Raw genomic sequence first — 18432 nt, 5'->3', positions numbered from 1 at the left:
TATGCCGTGCGGTCCGGGGCGGATACCACGATACGTCGGACGGCAAACCGCCAGATATCCGGGGTTCGGTATGATGGACGGTTGGCGTTGCAGAAACTGTATGCAGAACATGACGGACACGAGTCGCAGGTTAGGGTGAGACGATGGCCATCGAGGCGCAGGGATTGGAGATTCAGATCGGTGCACGCACGCTGCTGCACCCCACCGACTTCCACGTATCCAAGGGAGACAAGATCGGTCTGGTCGGCCGTAACGGCGCCGGCAAGACCACGCTGACGCGCGTGATCACCGGCGAGGTGCTGCCCGCGGGCGGCAAGGTGCGCGTTTCCGGCAAACTCGGCTACCTGCCGCAGGACACGCACGCGGACGATCCGAACCAGACCGCGCTCGACCGGATGATGAGCGCGCGCGACATCGCCACCATTATCAGCCGCATGCGCAAGGCCGAGCGGGAGATGACCGACCCGGACCCGGACGTGATGACCAAGGCCATGAACCGCTACGACAAGGCGATGCAGGACTTCGACAAGGCCGGCGGATACGCGGCCCAGTCCGAGGCATACGCGATGGCCGAATCGCTGGGACTGCCGCAGGAGGTCATGAACCAGCCGCTCGGCACGCTCTCCGGCGGCCAGCGCCGCCGCGTGGAGCTGGCGCGCATCCTGTTCTCCGATGCGGACACGATGATCCTGGACGAGCCGACCAACCACTTGGACGCCGACTCGATCGAATGGCTGCGCGGCTACCTGAAGAGGTATGAGGGCGGATTCCTGGTCATCTCCCACTCCACCGAACTGTTGGACGAGGTGGTGAACAAGGTCTGGCATCTGGACGCGCAGCGTGGGCAGATCGACATGTATTCGATGGGATGGAAGGCGTATCTGCATCAGCGCGTGGTGGACGAGGAGCGTCGTCGCCGCGAGCGCGAGGTGGCCGAGAAGAAGGCCGAACGTCTGATGAAACAGGGCATCCGCCTGCATGCCAAGGCCACCAAGGCCGTGGCCGCGCAGAACATGATGCGCCGTGCGGAACGCCTGCTCGAAGGGACGCAGGTGGCGCAGAAGAAGGAGAAGGTGGCGGACATCCGCTTCCCGGAACCCGCACCCTGCGGCCGCACGCCGATCCAGGCCAAGGACATCTCCAAGGCGTACGGGTCGAACATCGTGTTCGCCGGCATCAACCTGGCCATCGACAAGGGCTCGCGCGTGGTGATCCTGGGCTACAACGGCGCCGGCAAAACCACCACGCTGCGCCTGCTCGCGCACATCGAGGAGCCGGATACCGGCGTGGTGGAGTACGGGCACGGCTGCAAGGTCGGCTATTTCGCGCAGGAGCACGACACGTTGGATCTGAACGCCACCGTGTTGGAGAACCTGCAGCATGTGGCGCCGGAATTGGACAACACACAGGCCCGTTCGATCCTGGGCTCGTTCCTGTTCTCCGGCGACGACGCGTTCAAGCCGGCCAGCGTGCTCTCCGGCGGTGAGAAGACGCGACTGGCGCTCGCCACGTTGGTGACCAGCCGCGCCAACGTGCTGCTGCTCGACGAGCCGACCAACAACCTGGACCCGGCCTCACGCGAGGAGATCCTGAAGGCCATCGCCAAATACGAGGGCGCGATCGTGCTCGTGACCCACGACGAAGGCGCCGTCAAGGCCCTGAACCCCGAACGCGTGCTGCTGATGCCCGACGGCGACGAGGACCTCTGGAACGACGAGTACCTGGACCTGGTGGCCGAGGAGTAGCGAGCGCTCGCTGGTTGCTTGACCTGTTACTCGAACTGAGCCGTGGGCGGCGAATGCCTGTGGGCGTTCGCTGTTATCCTCCGGAGACGGAATTGTATTTCAGTCGTCAACTGAATGGCGGGCCATTGGCTTTGCCTATATTGACCAAGGCGCTTCCATTACGGGGATGAGCGGTTGTTTCGCGGTTCATTACCGTGTGGCGGGCTGCTCATGATCAGGTGTCGCCGCGCGTGCGGCGACATGACAGTATGGAAGGGAACAGTTATGAAAGAACCGATTGCAAGGACTCGGCTGCATCGGCTGGCATTATCCGCAGGACCGTTGCTTGAAATCATCGCGTTGTTCCTGCCGTATGCCGCGGCCAAGGATATGGAATATGCCACGTATGTCACCGAAGAGACGGGTATGAACGCGATTAATCCGTCGATGGTGGATTTCGTTCGGATCTATATGTCTATTGAGTCCACATCCGGCGGACAGGCATATCTCACGCTCGGTATTACCGTAGCCATCGGCGTTTTTGCTTTGTTCGCGCTCCTGTTCGCACTGTTGCGCAAGCCCATTGCCGTTATGGTGTTCGATATATTGTCGCTGCTCGCGTTTGCATTGCAGTATTACGATTTTTCCGACCGTGGCGTGGTGCCTTCGGACACTTTTGCATGCGGCTGGGGAACGTACCTGTATGTAGCGGCGTTCATCCTTACCGTCGCCTGCGCAATCTGGACGATGATTGACCGGAGACGGATGCGGAAACAGACCGCTGCGGCGTGACACTGGGTTCTGCCGCAGTGATGTGAAACAGGGCGTGTGCCGCTTCCGTAAGCGGACACGCCCTGTTGTTATGAGTGAGGAGATCGTTCACATGGCCACGCTGAGCAGCTTCTGATTCACGCGGTTCTGCACTTCGAGGTAGTACTGAAGTTCCTCATTGCTGAGTTGCGACTGGTCGTAGTTGTTGAATTCATTGGTCATCTCCTGCTGTTTCTGCAGCATATCCATGTAGTCGGCCAGCATGGAGACGGGTTGGCCGCCGTCCTGGTATTCCTGCATGAAAGCAACGTATTCGTCCATGTACGCTTCGTAGCTGTCCATGTATGCCTTGAAGTCGCTGCCAGTGTCGGACTGGGCCGGTTCAGGTTCAGGTTCAGGTTCAGGGTCGGGTGTCGACTCCTCCTCAACCGGCGCTTCTTCTGCGGTATCGGCTGCATCCTCGTCATTGGTTTGAGTCTGCGAAGTCGTCGTCGACTCATCAGGCGTGTCGGCGTCGTCGCTTTCTGCCGTGCCACACGCTGCCAGGGACAGTGCGGTGATGATGGCAAGCATGCCGGCCAATGGTTTCTTCATGGTCGTTCCTTTCCTCAAAGGCTGCGGTGCGGCTAGTCGCCGCCGAACAATGACGAGGATGCCTTGTTGCACCTCGCACGTTCCGTTGCCGTTGATTTGAATGGTTAACCATATTCTCGATGTTGTCCGATAACCGATAATCAGTTGATAACTGAATGTGTTGATCGCCGGAAGTGTATAGTGCCCATCGACTGCACTGCAGGGAAGTTCCTCCCTGCGGAATCTACAATCCTAGGATGTCCTTCTTCTTCGCATCGAACTCCTGTTGGGTGAGAACCCCGATATCCAGCAGCTCTTTGAGTTTCTTCACCGCATCGATCTGTTGTTCGATGCTCATCCGAGGATCCGGTTCCTGCGTCGGAAGGTCTGTTGTCACCGTTGCGCCCGCCGCGACAGTTGGTTGACGTCCGGCGGCCGCCGCTGTCAACGGATCCATCGCCTGGGCCAGGTTCATGCCGAACAGCATGCCGCCGCCTTCGCCCAGACCATGCTGCTCGATACCTCGCGCGATATGCTGTTGAGCCGCGATATTGCCCGCCTGTTGCGAGATTCCCTCATAGGCGGCGATGTTCATCTTGGTTGACGCATACTGCTGTACCAGCAGTCGCGACTGTTCCGTGAACTCGATGCTTTCGATACCGACGCCGACGACCCGGAAACCAAACCGCTGTTCCCACATACCGGCGTTGGCTTGATCGTTGCGGATTTGCTCTGCGATGGAGTTGGCCTGTGCCGGTAGCTGGGTGATGCGATATTCGTTTGATAACGAGTTGATCGCCACGATGAAGGATTGAACGAATTCGGAAAGAATCTGTTCGCGGGCTCCGGGCTGATCGAATGAGTACGTGGTGGTGTTGGCCGGCACAAAATTGCGGACGAACCGTACCGGATCGGTCACCTTCAATGACATTGTGCCGCGAGATCGGATTTCCAAATCGGTTCCGTAGAACTTGTCGTGATATGCCACAGGAGCGTGGGTTCCGAATTTGATGCCACGAATCTCACGCAGGTTGATAAAGGATACGTATTTGTTCTCAACCGGTTGGCCGCCGAACGTAAATCGATCGCCGATCTGTTTGAACAGTGAACCGATGCCATCGCCGGCCAGAACGCTCTCCTCGCCGTTGCGATACTCGTATCCGCCGGGTTCGATGATGACGTTCTCGATACCTGATTCGGAGAAGATGAACGCTGCGGTATTCTCGGGAACGTAGATGTGCGAGCCGTTGGTGATGATGCCTTCCGAGCCGTTCTCGTTGACTCCACGCTCATTGTTGACGTGTTTGAGAGCCCCCGGAGCCACGGCCGTATGCTCGTGGAATGGGCCTGCTGTGATGATTTCCTTCCACAGGTCCGCAAACGCGCCGCTGATTGATCCGCCGAATGCTTTGAATATGGCCATGTGCGTTTCACCTCTGCTGATACGTCGTTGGAACGATTACTGCAACCGAGTTTCCCGGTCGCAGTAATCGCATTTCACGACGCTATGCTGTTTCCCTATCAATGGCGCGCCGCAACCTTCGCAGGTCGTGGTCATGGCATTGCGCGGAGTACGAGGCCCCGTACTCGGCGATGCTTCTTGGCTTGTGCCGAACGCATCCTTGATGGAATCCACGACTTCGGTGATGCCCGGCAGGAATTGCGCCAAGGGACTCATGTCGTCCTGTTGTCGAGCCATGTCATTCTTGCCTTTCCCGTTGAGAAGGAGCACGCTTTGCGCAGTTCAGTACTGTTGTTGCAGGTTTGCGGAAAGAATCTTTTCGTTGATGCGCCCCTGCACTTCAAGGAAGTACTGCTGCTGTTCAGGAGTCAGCGTGGTCTCATCAATGGCGTCCATCTTGGACATCGTCTCGGTGTATTGCGCCATCATCTGTGTATAGTCGGCCAGCATGCTCAGTGGATTTCCTTCCGCGTTGTACGTGGTCATGAATTCAATCCACTCATCGAAGAATGCCTCGTATGAGTCCATGGTCGCCTTGAAATCATCATCGGCCGTGGTGCTCGGCTGTTCGGTCTGAGCGGGCTGTTCCGACTCGGATGAGGAGCCCGACTGCTTGTCATCGGACAACGATGTCGTGTCCTCGGTATCCGACGGTTCATCGCTTTTCGCGGTGTCGGAATCACTGGTGTCCTCATCCGTCGACGTGGACGTATCGGTATTGTTTTGAGGGGCTGAGATGCTGATTTCCATGACATCGTTTTTGTCTAGGAACTCGTAGTCAATGGAAACGGAATAACCTTCCTTGTTGTCCGCATGGAAGGAGTCGTCGCTCTTCGAATAGTCGACGTTGAATCCTGCGGCCTTGACGTCGGCGACATACGTGTTGAACTGCTCAACGGAGGTGTCGCAGATTTCAATACTGAAGTGGTCGCTACTATCCTGGGTCACTTCGCCCTGCTTCGACTCCGGTTCCGGAAGCATCTTGGCCAGCTCCGAATCGGTCCACGTGTACGAGGTGCATTCCGGCATCTGGTCCGCCTTATCCTGCGCGTTGCTGACGATGGCTTTGATGCCACCTACAACCAAGCCGATGGAGATAAGTCCCAAGCCGACGTACGAAAGAATCCGTCCCTGCTTGGGGCCGTTCGTGCGAGTTGCATACAGAGACATGCCCGACAGCAACGCCGCGATAAAGCCGAAGAACCAAGACGGCCCGGAGTCTGAGGTAAACGCGAGAAACGCGAACAGCGCGCCGATGATGATGCCCCATACGGCGAGCTTGGATGTAGGCTTCTTCGGCATCACGGGAGCGTAAATCGAGGTGTTGCCGCCAGAGGGGTCAATGGTCTGCGTCACGCCAAGTCGCTGATCAAGCTTGACGAAGAATTCCTGGGACCTCTTATTGCCGTCATCGTTGGTGGCGGACAAACGAATGACACTACCCAATGCGCCTTCCGCCGTCACGGTCACGGTGCACTGAGCGCCATCGAATGCGTGGAAGCGAACCGTTCCGGTGCGTGCATCCTCGTCGTCCATGGTGAATGTTGCGCCGGTTGTCAGCTGATCGTGAATGGCTTGGAACAGCTGTTGCACACTGAGGGTGTATCGACGCTCGATGCAATTGGTCGACTCAGGATTTTGAGGAATCGGCATCGTTGTCGCAGGTGCTGGGGTCATAGGTGTTGTCGGCTGGCCGTCGTTCGTTGGCTGATTGTCCGGCATCGGTGCGTCGTTGGGTGAGGTCATCCTCGTTCCTTCTCTCGGTCGTCCATGCCCGAAAACGATGGTGTTCCTCTCTCGTTTCCGGGACGCAAAACTGACACCATTCTCTCGGAATTCCTGCAGCTTGAATTCAGTTGCTGACTGAATTTGCACGGTTCGGAGTTTGTTAAGGTACCGACTGTTTTAACGACTGCAGCCCTGTAACGATGCGTATGCATAGAAGGAAGCACCGATATGACTGCTACCAAAGGGACGAATCGTGAAGAGAGGGAATCACGATTCGATTCAAGGCAGAATCCTTCTTCTCAAATCGACAAAGTCATGCTTGATGCCCGCCTGACCGAGGATTTACTGGATAGACTCCTTCGCAGTAACGATATCGGCGCATTTTTGGACGAAGGACATGTTGCCGATATCGAATTGACCGACTATCTCCATAATCTGTTGGAGCAGCAGGGATTGACGCGTGCCGACGTCGCTCGCGCTTCCGGACTGAATCCGACGGTGGTGTATGACCTGTTCTCGGGGAAGAGCCGTCCCGGTAGGGATAATGCCATTATTCTTTCAATTGGGTTGAACTGTGATCTGCAGGAGACTCAACGGTTGCTGCGTTTGGCTGGGGTTTCCGAATTGTGGTGCAAGCAGCGCCGTGACGCCATCATCATCTGGTGTGTGAACAAGGGGTACGACAGGGTGGCCATAGATCATGAGCTGATTCGGTTCAACGAGAAGCCTTTGATGTCGAAGCGTGTGTGACGGGAAACCCGTCGAAGCGGTCACATACCATCACGCATCGTCAGACAACCCAACAGGTCATGTCCGAACGAGTGTCTATCCGTACCGTGAATCGCCGCGTGCCGACACCGGTCGAAAACCGGATGATGACCGGCTGCTCCATATATGCTGACGTATATATGTTGCAAACGGGCGGCGAGTGACGGAACGAGGACGTTGATAACGCAAGGAGAGCATATGACTCGGGAACTGCTGACGGAGGAACTTCTCGATCGTTTGATATCCAGTTCCGACATCCAGTCGTATCTCGATCAGGATGTCACAAGCAATCAGACTCTGACTGCATTTCTTGAATCACTGCGTGAAGCCAACGATATGAAACGTTCCGCAGTGGCCCGCGAATCGGGTCTGAACGCCACCGTCGTCTATGACATCTTCTCCGGCAAGAGCCGCCCCGGCCGCGACCATGCCATCATGCTCTCCATCGGTTTGAACTGCGATCTGCGTGAAACCCAACGTCTGCTCCGGCTGGCGGGGGTCTCCGAGCTGTGGTGCAAACAGCGGCGCGACGCCATCATCATCTGGTGCATCGACCACAGTTTCGACCTGACCGCCACGGATAACGAATTGCAACGGTTGGGCGAGCAACCCCTCCTACAATCGAAGTGAGGCGATGCCATGGCGCAGGCCGTCCCGCCCGACGAGGGGCACCGCGCAGGCGATACATAAAGGAGCATCATGGACGACACCCAGACCATGCACGCGATGGGCATCGACGACGCCTACCACGTCGAACAGGTCCTGGCCCGCGGTCCGCGCGGCGTCACCGAACTGGTCACCATCGACGGCGTCGGCCCGTTCGTCCGCAAGAAGATCCCGACCGTGCTGGCTCAGCGTGGCGTATGGTCGGCCCTGGGCGGCAGCACCTGCCCGCGACTCCCCCGCGTCGAGGCCACGTACGAACTGCCCGACTGCGTGGCCGTCGTCCTCGACTACATACCCGGCCTCACCCTGGAACAGGCCGTCGCCGAACGGGGTCGGCTGCAGCAGAACGAGGCCGTCAGCCTCGCGCAGCAGATCTGCGAGGCCGTTCAGGAACTGCATCGGCTCGGCATCCTCCATCGCGATCTGACCCCGGCGAATATCATCGTCGCGGACGACGGCGCCCATATCATCGACCTCGGCATCGCCAGACCGTTCACCAATACGGCCAACCGGAACCGCGACACCACCGCCCTCGGCACCTACGGATTCGCCTCCCCCGAACAGTATGGATTCGCCCCTACCGACGTCCGGTCCGACATCTTCTCGCTGGGGCGCATCCTCGGCTTCATGCTGACCGGAATCTACCCCGATGATGCCTCGTATGCAACACTGCTGGCCGATGATCCGAACATCACCCCCAGACTGCGCGCGGTCGTCGAACGCGCCTCGGCGTTCGAGCCCAGTGCCCGGTACCAGAGTGTGCAGCAGTTCGCGCAAGCCCTCACGGCTCCCTCCGATCCGGTCGATCCGGTCGTCCCCGCTCCCGTTTCCATGCTGGGTGCGTCGAACGGCGGGATACGGACGCGCGCCATCATCATCGCTGCAATCGCCGGCATCGTCATCGTCGCGCTGGTGGCGGCGATGACGTTGATCCCGCGCTGGGTCGCGAACGGCGACGCGGAGGGAACCGCGGCGAACGGAACCTCCCAGAACGCCGGGCCGCAACCGAACACATCGCCCGACGACAATGACGACGATATGGTTCCCTCCCCCGATTCGTCCACGCAGGATTCCGAGGACGACGATGCCACGCGCGGCGACGCGGCATACGACAATCCGCTCGAACTGGTGGAAACCGGTTGGTCGGCGGATGAATCCGGTCTCGTGCACTACGCGTTCGGCCTGAGGAACACCAGCGACAGTGTGTGCATACAATTCCCGTCCGTCGAGATCACCGGGAGGAGCGAGGACGGTTCCGTGCTGTTCTCCCACACGCAAGCGCTGATGGTCGCGTTCCCGGGCGAGACCACCTATTTCGGCTCCCAGGCCGGCAACAGCAACGGAACCGTTCCCGCCACCGTCGACTTCACCATTCTGGAGCCCGAGGACTATAACTATGTGAACTCCGGCGAATCCGCATCTTTCAAGGTCGATAACCTGAACGCCGCACCCGACGGATACGGCGGCGAGATTTTCTCGGGCGATATATTCGTTACCAAGGATTCGGAACGCGTGCGGGAACAGTCGAGCCAATTGAACGTGTCGTTGGTGCTACGTGACGATGCGGGTGCCATCATCTACGGGTACACCACATTCGTGGACTGGCCGCCGGAAGGCGGTTCGCGCCCGTTCTCGATGGACGTGTTCGACCCGCCGGCATACGACTCCTTCGAGGTGTACGCGCAGCCGTGGTGACGGCTGCCGCGACGCATCAGTATCCGTGCGCGTGCAGGTAGTCGTCGTCGAAACCGAAGTAGTGGCCGATCTCGTGCAGCACGGTTCGGCGGATCTGCGCGACCAGTTGGGCGCGGGTATGGCAGACCCGCTCATGCGGGCCCTTGAAGATCGTGATGATATCCGGCATCACGCCGCTGTAGCCGGTGGTGCGTTGTGGCAGCGGCACGCCCTGATAGAGGCCCAGCAGTTCGCCGCGCGGGTCGGCCATGGTGCCGCGCTCGCGGTCCGTCGGCTCGTCGGCCACGGTGATGGCGATGTTGTGCAGTACGGCCTTGAACCGTTCCGGCACGCTGTCCAACGCTTCGGCGACCGCGGCGTCGAACTCGTCGTCGCTGATCCGCATGCCGATCACCGTTCGTTCGGATAGATCACGACCTTGCAGCTGGAACCTGAGCGCAGCGCGGCCAATGCCTCACCGAAGTCGTCGATGTCGTACCGGTCGGTGATCAGCCGGCGCAGGTCCACCACGCCGGCCGCCAGCATGCGCGCCGTCGTCTCGAAGGTGAAATGGCCGATGAACGTGCCGTGGATCGTCACTCCCCGCATCGCCAGATCCGCCTGGTCAATGGTCTGCCGGCTGTGCGCGTTCAGACCGAAGGCGATCACGTCGCCGCCCTTGCGCACGCAGTCCAGCGCCTGCGGCAGCAGACAGCCGACCACGTCGATCACCGCATCCACGCCGATGCCATCGGTCACGTCACGGCAGGCGACCGCCGGGTCGTCGCCGCTGGCGCACAGGATGTCGGCACCCAGCCCGCCGGCCATCGCCAACCGTTCCGCGGACAGGTCGCTGGCCACGATATGCGCCGCGCCCGACGCCTTGAGCAACGCCACGAACATCAGTCCGATCGGCCCGCAGCCCAGCACCGCATACGACTTGCCCGGCCGCAGGTCGAGCTTCTGCAATGCACCCATCGCGCAGTTGACCGGTTCGGTCAGCACCGCCGTGTCCACCGCGGTCCCCGCCGGCAGCCTGATCGCCTGCGACTGCGGCATGACCTGGTACTGGCACATGAACCCGTCGATGTCCTCGCCCATCGACCGTAGCGACGCGCACTCGTTGTACTGCCCGCCGTGGCACATCGTGCAATGCCCGCACGGCAGGTTGTTGTCGCCCACCACCATGTCCCCCGGTTTGAACGCGTCCACGGCACTGCCCACGGCCACCACCTCAGCCACCATCTCGTGTCCGATGATCACGCCGGGCGTGGCGTGCGCGCCGGGCGGGTCCAGCAGGATCTGGTTGTCCGTGCCGCAGATGCCGCAGGCCAACACCTTGACCAGCAGATCCGTGGGGTTCTCAAGCTTGGGCGTCGGCACCCGCCTGACGGCCCACTGTCCGACCTGTTCGAACACCACCGCTTTCATCGTTTCCGGAATCGAGGTTGCCATATCCGCTCCTTCGCCATGTACTACCACCTACTCTACGGTCGTCGTACGCCTCACACGATTCGGAGTTTCGCGATGCAGGTCGATGCGTGCACGACCCGGCGCGGCCGAGTACAGTAGTGTTCCATCGACATGGATGTTGAAAGGGGATTCCATGGTACCGGACCAGCATGAGAACCGTCGCGAAACACTGCTGCACTCAGCCTATGATGCCGCCACGGTGCGCGCCATGGAGCGTCCGTTGTTGGACGACGGCGTGCCACTGATGCGCATGGCCGCGAACGCGGTGGCGGAAGTCGCCGCCCGCCTGCTGGACGATGAGGATATGGATGTGGCCGATGCGCGCATCGTGGTGCTGGCCGGTGCCGGCGACAACGGTGGCGACGGCGTGTATGCGGGCGCACGTCTGGCCGAGGCTGGGGCGAACGTGACCGTGATCGCGGTCGGCCGGTCCCTGCATGAGTCCGCGTTCGCCGCATTGGTGCGTGCCGGCGGCAAGGTGCTGGTACTGGATCCGCGTGCCGAGATCCTCGGTGTTACGGCCGGCTTTACTGCAGGCGAGGCTGGGGAACGGTTCGAAACCGCGTTGCGGATCATCACCCAGTCGCATGTGCTGATCGATGCGATGACCGGCATCGGCATCGAAGGTGGATTGCGTGGCATTCCCGCATCGATTGCGGCGTCGGTCGGCTTGGAGGGAGCGCTGCCCGAACGCCCCGCCCTGCCTGATTACGCGAATGCGAGACGGTTCCCGATGGTGGTGGCGGTCGATACGCCGTCCGGTGTGGGGGTGAACGACGGTACGTTGCCCGGCGCGTACATCCCCGCCGACGTGACCGTGACGTTCGGTGCGATGAAACCCTGCGCGATGATGCCGCCGGCCTGCTATGCCATGGGACGGTTGACGTTGGTAGATTTCGGGTTCGCTATCGACGACGTCGATCCCGCAGTGGAGATGGTCGACGATGAGATCGCCGGGGAACTGGTCCGGCTCCCCCGGCTGAACGATTCGAAGTATTCGCGCGGTGTGGTCGGATTGGTCACCGGTTCGACCCGGTATCCCGGCGCGGCGGTGTTGACCGCCAAGGGGGCCTCCCGCGCGAACGTGGGGATGATCCGGTATCTGGGTCCGCAGCGTGCGCAGGACATGGTGCTCGCCGCCCGGCCGGAGGCGGTGTTGGGCAAGGGGCATGTGCAGTCCTGGGTGGTGGGTTCCGGTGTGCCGGCCGCCGCGGACGATCCGGACGGCGACGACATCCAGCGGGAGACGATCGGCAGGCTGCTGCGGCATTACGACGTCGGCGAGCCGGATGCGCCCAGCGGGATGAAACCGGAGCGCGACGCCTATGATATGCCGCCGATCGTCGTCGATGCCGGGGCGCTGGATCTGCTTCCCGATCGCGTGCCGCCTCAGGTGCTGATCACCCCGCATGCCGCCGAACTGGCGCGTCTGCTGCAGCGGCTTGGCGACGATGTCGATACGGAGGACGTGTTGGCTGATCCGTGGCATTACGCCCGACGCGTCCACGCGTTGACCGGTGCCACCGTGCTGCTCAAGGGTGCGGTGACGATTCTGGTCGGCGAGGAGGACGGCGAGGAGCGGACCATGCTGGCGGGCTCGGCGCCGGCCTGGCTGGCGACCGCCGGCGCGGGCGACGTGCTGGCCGGCATGCTCGGCGCGCTGCTCGCCCAGAACTCCCCCGACATTTCCCCCGCGGACACCTTGACGATCGAACTCGCCGCGGTCGGCGCGCATCTGCATGGTCTGGCCGCCGGCATCGCCGCCGACTCCGAACAGCGTGGCTGGTCGGTACCCACGGTGTTCGGACAGCAGCATGCGGACCCGGCACCTGCGCTCGGCCACCCCGTCATCGCCTCCGATATCGTGGCGGCTATTCCGCGGGCGTTCGAAGAGGTTATCCAGTAGTCGCCGGTAGACTGGGCGGTATGAACGAACAGACCCCCATCACCGATGTCGTCTTCGATTTCTGCGGCGTGCTGCTCGACTGGCAGACGCGCGCCTGTCTGGAAGGCGTCCTGCCGCAAGTGTTCGTGGACCAGATCTGTGCCGACGATGACCCCTGCGGGTTCTTCCACTATGAGGATCGCATGGATGCCGGCGAGGATTTCGCGGACATCTATCCCGATGTGGTCCGCGAGCATGGCAAAGAGGTGGCGCAGGTGTTCCAGTACTATATCGAGCATTACGGGGACGCGCTCCCCCGCATGCTGCCCGGTATGGAACGACTGCTCGTTGATCTGAACGCCGCCGGATACCGGGTGTGGGGGCTGACCAACTGGTCACATGAGACGTTCCACATCGCATTCGAGAAGTATCCGCAGTTGGAACGGTTGCTGCGCGGCACGGTGGTGTCCGGCGTGGAGAAGATGCACAAACCGGATGCCGACATCTACCGGCTGACCGAACAGCGGTTCGGTCTGACGCCGGCCGGCACCGTGTTCTTCGACGATACGGCCAGGAACGTGGCGGGCGCGCAGGCCGTGGGCTGGCACGCCTTCCGGTTCGTCGACGCCGAACAGGCGCGTGCCGATCTGCGCTCGTTGGGCTGTACGCTATGACGCTGCTGCAGCTGAAGTACATCGTCAAGATCGTCGAATGCGGGTCCATGAACGAGGCCTCGCATGAGCTGTATGTCTCACAGCCCGCGCTGAGCGCGTCGGTGCGCGAGCTGGAGAAGGAGCTGGGCATCGAGATCTTCACCCGCTCCTCCCAGGGCATCGCGCTGACCGTGGACGGCGCCGAATTCCTGACCTATGCCCGCCAGGTGCTCGACCAGGCGGCGCTGCTCGAGGAACGGTACAAGAACGCCAAGCCGCGCAAGCAGCTGTGCTCGGTGGCCACGCAGCATTACATGTTCGCCGTGGAGGCGTTCGTGGAGATGATCAACGCCACGCAGTCGGACGAGTACGAGTTCACGATCCGCGAGACGCGCACCCGGGACATCATCAACCAGGTGGCGAACCTGCAGTCGGAGATCGGCATCCTGTACCTGTCGGAATTCAACCGGCAGGTCATCGGCAAGCTGCTGCGCGAGAAGCACCTGGAGTTCCACCCGTTGTTCCGCTCCGGACTGCAGGTGTTCATCTCGCGCGATAATCCGCTCGCCGGGCGGGACAGGGTGACGATGAAGGACCTGGAGCCCTATCCGTTCATCCAGTTCGAGCAGGGCGAGGAGGGCAGCTTCTTCTTCGCCGAGGAGGCGGTCTGGCCGGAGAACTCCCCCAAGCAGATCAACGTGACCGACCGGGCCACGATCCTCAACTTCATCATCGGACTGAACGGCTACACGGTGTGCACCGGCATCGACAACGGCGACCTCAACAACGAGAAGATCGTCACCGTGCCGCTGGACTCGGACGAGACGATGACGGTCGGCTGGATCTCCAACGAGCGCGCGCGCCTGTCCGCCGCGGCCGAGACCTACCTGGACAGGCTGCGCGAGGTCATCGCCTCCCACGGCTACGACCTGATCGAGGATTGACGAAACAGGAACGGAAACCAGCCCCCGCCTGTCCCCCATTGCACCGGTATGGCGCTCATTGCCTTGTATTTTCAACGCGGAACACTGTTATAGCGGTGTGTATAACAGTAGGACGACTGTTATACACACCGCTATAACAGTGTGCGAATGTTTTGCCGTACGGTACACCATCCCGAGCAGGCGCAGACGCCGCTCGCTTTCAGTGCGATCGGACCTGCGTGCAAGCGATGACAGCGATCGTCGTATCAGCGCTCGTGGTCGTGGAAGGAACGGAATATCTGGATGATGCAGGTGGCCACGCCGCACAGGATGCCGCCGATCGGCCAGGCCAGCCAGAACAGGCCGTTGCCGGACATCCACCGTTCGCCGCCGTCGCCGTCGATCGGCCCGCCGGCGAACAGCACCCACAGTCCGACGACCGTGGCGATCAGCATGATGATGCCGCACACCAGACCGGTCACCTTGTCGTAGAGATCGCCGCCCTGTGCCTCACGCTCACGCTCCTTGCGGTCGGATTCCGCCTCATGGTTGTATGCATCGATGTTCATCATGCCGTAGCGGATGCCGAAGTAGATGAAGCAGAACACTCCCGCGGCCACGCACAGCAGCATCACGCTGGCCGGCCACCCCTCCTCGATGCCCAGGACCTCCTCGCCGTATACGGTGACGGACACGCCGATCAGGATCAGACCGATGCCCGCGACCACGCCTACCGCAAGCTCCTTGGCGCGACGGGAGCGGTCATCGTCGGTGTAAAAATCCTCGATGAACGGGTGCCTGCGCATGAACTCCGCATGCGCCATGCCTGCCGGGATCAGCAGCGCCAGACCGACGATCACCCCAATCATGGTGCAGACGAAGGTGAGGAACTCGCTCCGGACCAACAGGCCGGAAACCGTGCCCTTGCCGTCGAACAGCACGCCGATGGCGACGCCCGCGATGATCGCCGCGACGCCGGCCGCGATCTTCCAGGCGAACGAGTTCACATGGGCGTCGTATCCGGCCAGATCCTCCGGCAGGGCGACCGCAATAGCCCGCTGCCCCGCGGAAAGGTTCGTCGGTGCGCCAAGCACCGAGGGCCGATCCGTCGCCGGATCATTCGACGGACCGGTGACGGCGTCCGCCGCCATGATTCCCGTCGACGTCGACGCCACACCATCGGTCCGCGCCGGCTCGGCATCAGCCCCGGATCGGGGAACGCGAACATCGCCGAGCACCAGATCGTCCAACGTGCAGCCGAACAGGTCGCACATCATCAGCAGCTTGTCCATCTCCGGATACGCCTTGCCTGATTCCCATTTGGAGATGGCCTGACGGGAAACGCCAAGCAGCATGGCCAGACGCTCCTGGGTGAAGTTGCGCTGCGCGCGCAGGTACTGCAGATTATCCCGAAAACTCATCGTGGGTGCCTCCTTAAGCATCCGATGCCGTCCATTGTGCCATTCAGTGAGCACGTCGGCCCTTCAGATGGTTCCATCCTGCCCGAATGCTCCGGTTGCGTGCCACCAGCTTTCGGTTGCACCGGCAAAACGCAACCAGATTCCTCGCAACTAGCGGTTGCATCGGCGGAATTCCAAGGGTTTCAGATGCAGCCGAAGTGTTCGCGCATGTCGGCCACGCGGCCTTTGGCGAGCGGGATGGTGGACTGTGCCGCGTCGGACAGGGTGAGGTTGTAGCTGTTGCGGGTGAACCGTTCCAGTTTGGCGACCTTCTGCACGTTGACGATATAGGAACGATGGCAGCGGAAGAAGCCGAACCGTTCCAGCATCGCCTCCAGCTCGTCGAGGGTCAGCGCGGTCTGGTACCGCTGGCCGCGCACCGATACGTAGTTCGCCCGGCTGATGCTCTCGATGAAGTCAACCTCGCGCGGATCGAACAGCAACGTCGTCGTGCCGCTTTTGCAGACGATCTTGACGACCTGCACCTCGTCGGGTTCCGCATCGTCCTGCTGTGGATCCTGCGCGGATCCGGGTATCGGACTCCCGCCGTCGGCGTCGCCGGTTTCCGTCTGCGCCGCAATGCACCGGTCGTCCTCCATCCACCACGCCGTGCCGGGCATCAGCAGCGCATCACGCAACGGCTGTCCCGTCGTGATGAACAACGTGCCGCGCTCGCTGGCTTCCGCGATCCATCGCAACGTCAATGAGCGCGCGGCCGAGCCAAGGTAGCCGAGCGGGTATTCGATGAAGCAGATCTCGGGATCGGCCAGGCTCATGCGGGCGAAATTCACCATGGCCCGCTGCTCGTCGTCGAGCTTGCCGATGCGTTTCGACGCCACGGGCCGCAATCCGAAATGGTCGATCGCCGTCTCGGCGTCCGCCTTGGTGCCGGACAGCGCGCCGAAGAAGCGCAGGTATGAGCGCACGCTGTCACGGTCGAACCCGCGATCGGAGCGCAGATAGAAGGCGCAACGCCGGTTCTTGTACAGTCCGCGGACCGTGTCAAGCGCCCTCATCGTGACCGGCCGGCTGCATTCCACATGGATGTTCGACTCGCGCTCACCGTCGATCAGCGATTCCACGGAATCATAACTGTGCATCGTTCTCCTTGCACGTACCGGACAGGGGTCGTGATTCAGCCTAACAAACGGTTACGATGGAACATGCGTGACCGGGAACCGCAGGCAGGAGGCAATCACATGACCGCACCACGAGCGTTCTTGGTGCTGCTGCGGCATGACATCACGATGATGCTGCGTTCCGCGTATCTCATGTATCTGCTGATACCGCTGATTGCCGGACTGCTGTTCCGGACGCTGGTCGCCGGTGGTGACGACGACCAGCTGGGCGTGGCGTTCACGCTATTGTTGACGGTGTTGTTCGCGATCGCGATGGCCGGAACGTTGCCGGGGCTGTATCTTCTGGTCGAGGAACGTGAACGCGGCAGTTGCCGGACATTGGCGAGAACCGGTGTCTCCCCCGCAATGGTGATGTGTTCGAAGTTCGCCGCCGGTGTCGTCTGGAGCATGGCGTTGTCGGCGATCGCCCTGGCCGTGCTCTCCCCATTCGACGTGATGCGCACCGTGGCGCTGTGGCTGTCGTGCCTGCCCGCCGCGGTTGCGATCGCCGGCGCGGCCACGGCGTTCGGCGGGGTGGTTGCCAGTCAGTCGGATACATCGTTGCCTTCCACGATTATTGTCACCTTGCTGATGTTCGGCATGCTGACGCCGATGGATTACTCCCTGCGGATGGTGTCCGAATTCCTGCCGGCGAACCTGTATATGGATACGGTTATGGCCATGGCCACAGGCCAATCGCCGCTGATGGGGTGGTTGCCCGTTGCGGCGATCAGCCTGATATGGCTCATGGCCTCCCTGATGCTGTTCCGCTGGTCCCTGCGGCGGTTCCGCGCTACTGTGCGGTCAGTTGTCCCGGGCGAGTCGTCTGAACAGCAGTCCGAACGCCACGGTGCAGACGATGATCCAGACCACGGTCACCACAACCGGCAGTAACGCGTCCATACTCAGCAGCCTGTCCTCGGCCAGCAGCTTGAACAACTGATCCGTGCCGCCCGTCGGCAGGAACCGCGTCACGTTGGACACCTCCTCGCCGATCATCGAGAACATCGGCGCGATCGCCACCAGCAGCATCGGCACCGCGTACAGGCCCGACGTCATCTGGTCGCGGGACAGGAGCCCCAGCAGCGCGGAGACCAGCATGATCGGTATCGCGCCGATGACGCCGATCGCCAGGAACGCCGGCAGCATGCGGGCCGGCGCGCCGATGATGAGGAAGCAGACGGCCTCGGTGACCGCGGTCAGCGCAAGCGTCACCGCGAGTTTGGCGGTAAGGATCTGTCCGGCGCCCACGTTCGCCAGCATCAGCGTGCGCAGCGTGTGCTTTTCCTTCTCCTCGGCCAGACCGTAGAGCAGCACCATCGACCCGACCATGGCGATGGTGAAGATGGCGGCCGTGGACATCAGGAACCCGTCGGTGAGCGTGCGGCCGGCCGACGTGTCCACCGCGTCGCCGCCGATACGGCGCATCATGTACCGGTACAGCAGCATGAAGCCGATGGGCATGAGGCAGGAGACCAGCATGGTCGGGTTCTGCAGAACGTCGCGGGCGTCCTTGCCGCACAGCACGGCGATCTTGCGGGTGTTCGCGTTCAT

At 61.5% G+C, this 18432-nt stretch carries 18 protein-coding genes; 9 read left to right on the top strand and 9 right to left on the bottom strand.

Features of this window, described 5'->3' with window-relative positions:
- Nucleotides 1–143 precede the first annotated feature (143 nt).
- Together OU11_RS04105 and OU11_RS04100 are read left to right on the top strand one after the other, a co-directional pair.
- Nucleotides 144–1745, top strand: a complete 1602-nt coding sequence (locus OU11_RS04105) for an ABC-F family ATP-binding cassette domain-containing protein (RefSeq protein ID WP_033514634.1) — start codon at nucleotides 144–146, stop codon at nucleotides 1743–1745.
- Between the two features lie 264 nt (nucleotides 1746–2009).
- Complete coding sequence (locus OU11_RS04100; protein WP_033514633.1) at nucleotides 2010–2516, top strand: hypothetical protein; 507 nt, start codon at nucleotides 2010–2012, stop codon at nucleotides 2514–2516.
- Between the two features lie 87 nt (nucleotides 2517–2603).
- Here OU11_RS04100 and OU11_RS09370 read toward each other — a convergent pair whose 3' ends face one another.
- The 4 genes from OU11_RS09370 to OU11_RS04080 all read right to left on the bottom strand — a co-directional run bounded on the left by OU11_RS09370 (nucleotide 2604) and on the right by OU11_RS04080 (nucleotide 6276).
- Entirely contained in the window at nucleotides 2604–3089 is a 486-nt protein-coding gene (locus OU11_RS09370; RefSeq protein WP_033514632.1) for a DUF6591 domain-containing protein, read from the bottom strand.
- Between the two features lie 223 nt (nucleotides 3090–3312).
- Complete coding sequence (locus OU11_RS04090) at nucleotides 3313–4491, bottom strand: SPFH domain-containing protein (RefSeq protein WP_033514631.1); 1179 nt, start codon at nucleotides 4489–4491, stop codon at nucleotides 3313–3315.
- Nucleotides 4492–4527: 36 nt separating this feature from the next.
- Complete coding sequence (locus tag OU11_RS04085) at nucleotides 4528–4767, bottom strand: hypothetical protein (RefSeq protein ID WP_033514630.1); 240 nt, start codon at nucleotides 4765–4767, stop codon at nucleotides 4528–4530.
- Between the two features lie 45 nt (nucleotides 4768–4812).
- Nucleotides 4813–6276: a DUF6591 domain-containing protein gene (locus tag OU11_RS04080; protein WP_052122614.1), complete on the bottom strand. Its 1464-nt coding sequence runs from the start codon at nucleotides 6274–6276 to the stop codon at nucleotides 4813–4815.
- 210 nt (nucleotides 6277–6486) lie between these two features.
- Here OU11_RS04080 and OU11_RS04075 point away from each other — a divergent pair, with 210 nt between their 5' ends.
- The 3 genes from OU11_RS04075 to OU11_RS04065 all read left to right on the top strand — a co-directional run bounded on the left by OU11_RS04075 (nucleotide 6487) and on the right by OU11_RS04065 (nucleotide 9387).
- Nucleotides 6487–7008 (top strand): helix-turn-helix domain-containing protein, encoded by a 522-nt coding sequence (locus tag OU11_RS04075; RefSeq protein WP_223224096.1) that lies wholly within the window; start codon nucleotides 6487–6489, stop codon nucleotides 7006–7008.
- A 216-nt stretch (nucleotides 7009–7224) separates the two neighbouring features.
- On the top strand, nucleotides 7225–7656 hold the full coding sequence (locus OU11_RS04070; RefSeq protein WP_033514629.1) for a helix-turn-helix domain-containing protein: 432 nt from the start codon (nucleotides 7225–7227) through the stop codon (nucleotides 7654–7656).
- 69 nt (nucleotides 7657–7725) lie between these two features.
- On the top strand, nucleotides 7726–9387 hold the full coding sequence (locus tag OU11_RS04065) for a serine/threonine-protein kinase (RefSeq protein ID WP_033514628.1): 1662 nt from the start codon (nucleotides 7726–7728) through the stop codon (nucleotides 9385–9387).
- A 16-nt stretch (nucleotides 9388–9403) separates the two neighbouring features.
- Here the strand turns inward: OU11_RS04065 and OU11_RS04060 are convergent, their stop codons facing one another.
- Nucleotides 9404–9772, bottom strand: coding sequence for a metallopeptidase family protein (locus OU11_RS04060; protein WP_033514713.1), 369 nt, complete (start codon nucleotides 9770–9772; stop codon nucleotides 9404–9406).
- A 5-nt stretch (nucleotides 9773–9777) separates the two neighbouring features.
- Nucleotides 9778–10821 carry a zinc-dependent alcohol dehydrogenase gene (locus tag OU11_RS04055; protein WP_052122613.1) on the bottom strand — a complete coding sequence of 348 codons (1044 nt, stop codon included), beginning with the start codon at nucleotides 10819–10821 and terminating at the stop codon, nucleotides 9778–9780.
- A 151-nt stretch (nucleotides 10822–10972) separates the two neighbouring features.
- Here OU11_RS04055 and OU11_RS04050 point away from each other — a divergent pair, with 151 nt between their 5' ends.
- From OU11_RS04050 to OU11_RS04040, 3 genes are read left to right on the top strand one after another with little or no spacing between them, the layout of a single operon-like run.
- The gene (locus OU11_RS04050) at nucleotides 10973–12745 is read left to right on the top strand and encodes a bifunctional ADP-dependent NAD(P)H-hydrate dehydratase/NAD(P)H-hydrate epimerase (protein ID WP_033514627.1); all 1773 of its coding nucleotides are present in this window, start codon (nucleotides 10973–10975) and stop codon (nucleotides 12743–12745) included.
- A gap of 20 nt (nucleotides 12746–12765) precedes the next feature.
- The gene (locus tag OU11_RS04045; protein ID WP_033514626.1) at nucleotides 12766–13398 is read left to right on the top strand and encodes an HAD family hydrolase; all 633 of its coding nucleotides are present in this window, start codon (nucleotides 12766–12768) and stop codon (nucleotides 13396–13398) included.
- Nucleotides 13395–14321 (top strand): LysR family transcriptional regulator, encoded by a 927-nt coding sequence (locus tag OU11_RS04040; protein WP_033514625.1) that lies wholly within the window; start codon nucleotides 13395–13397, stop codon nucleotides 14319–14321. Before OU11_RS04045 ends, OU11_RS04040 begins: the two co-directional genes overlap by 4 nt.
- A 245-nt stretch (nucleotides 14322–14566) precedes the next feature.
- Here the strand turns inward: OU11_RS04040 and OU11_RS04035 are convergent, their stop codons facing one another.
- Nucleotides 14567–15721 (bottom strand): helix-turn-helix transcriptional regulator, encoded by a 1155-nt coding sequence (locus OU11_RS04035; RefSeq protein WP_033514624.1) that lies wholly within the window; start codon nucleotides 15719–15721, stop codon nucleotides 14567–14569.
- 182 nt (nucleotides 15722–15903) lie between these two features.
- A complete protein-coding gene (locus OU11_RS04030) occupies nucleotides 15904–16860 on the bottom strand; it encodes a LytTR family transcriptional regulator DNA-binding domain-containing protein (protein ID WP_033514623.1) in 957 nt (318 codons plus the stop codon).
- 99 nt (nucleotides 16861–16959) lie between these two features.
- On the opposite strand from OU11_RS04030, the gene OU11_RS04025 reads away from it, so the two are divergent.
- The gene (locus tag OU11_RS04025) at nucleotides 16960–17772 is read left to right on the top strand and encodes an ABC transporter permease (RefSeq protein WP_033514622.1); all 813 of its coding nucleotides are present in this window, start codon (nucleotides 16960–16962) and stop codon (nucleotides 17770–17772) included.
- Here OU11_RS04025 and OU11_RS04020 read toward each other — a convergent pair.
- Complete coding sequence (locus OU11_RS04020; RefSeq protein ID WP_033514621.1) at nucleotides 17683–18432, bottom strand: ABC transporter permease; 750 nt, start codon at nucleotides 18430–18432, stop codon at nucleotides 17683–17685. The two genes, OU11_RS04025 and OU11_RS04020, sit on opposite strands and share 90 nt — an antisense overlap.

This window comes from Bifidobacterium pullorum DSM 20433, from assembly GCF_000771405.1.
Lineage (GTDB): Bacteria > Actinomycetota > Actinomycetes > Actinomycetales > Bifidobacteriaceae > Bifidobacterium > Bifidobacterium pullorum.
This window is presented reverse-complemented; position numbering and strand designations above follow the sequence as displayed.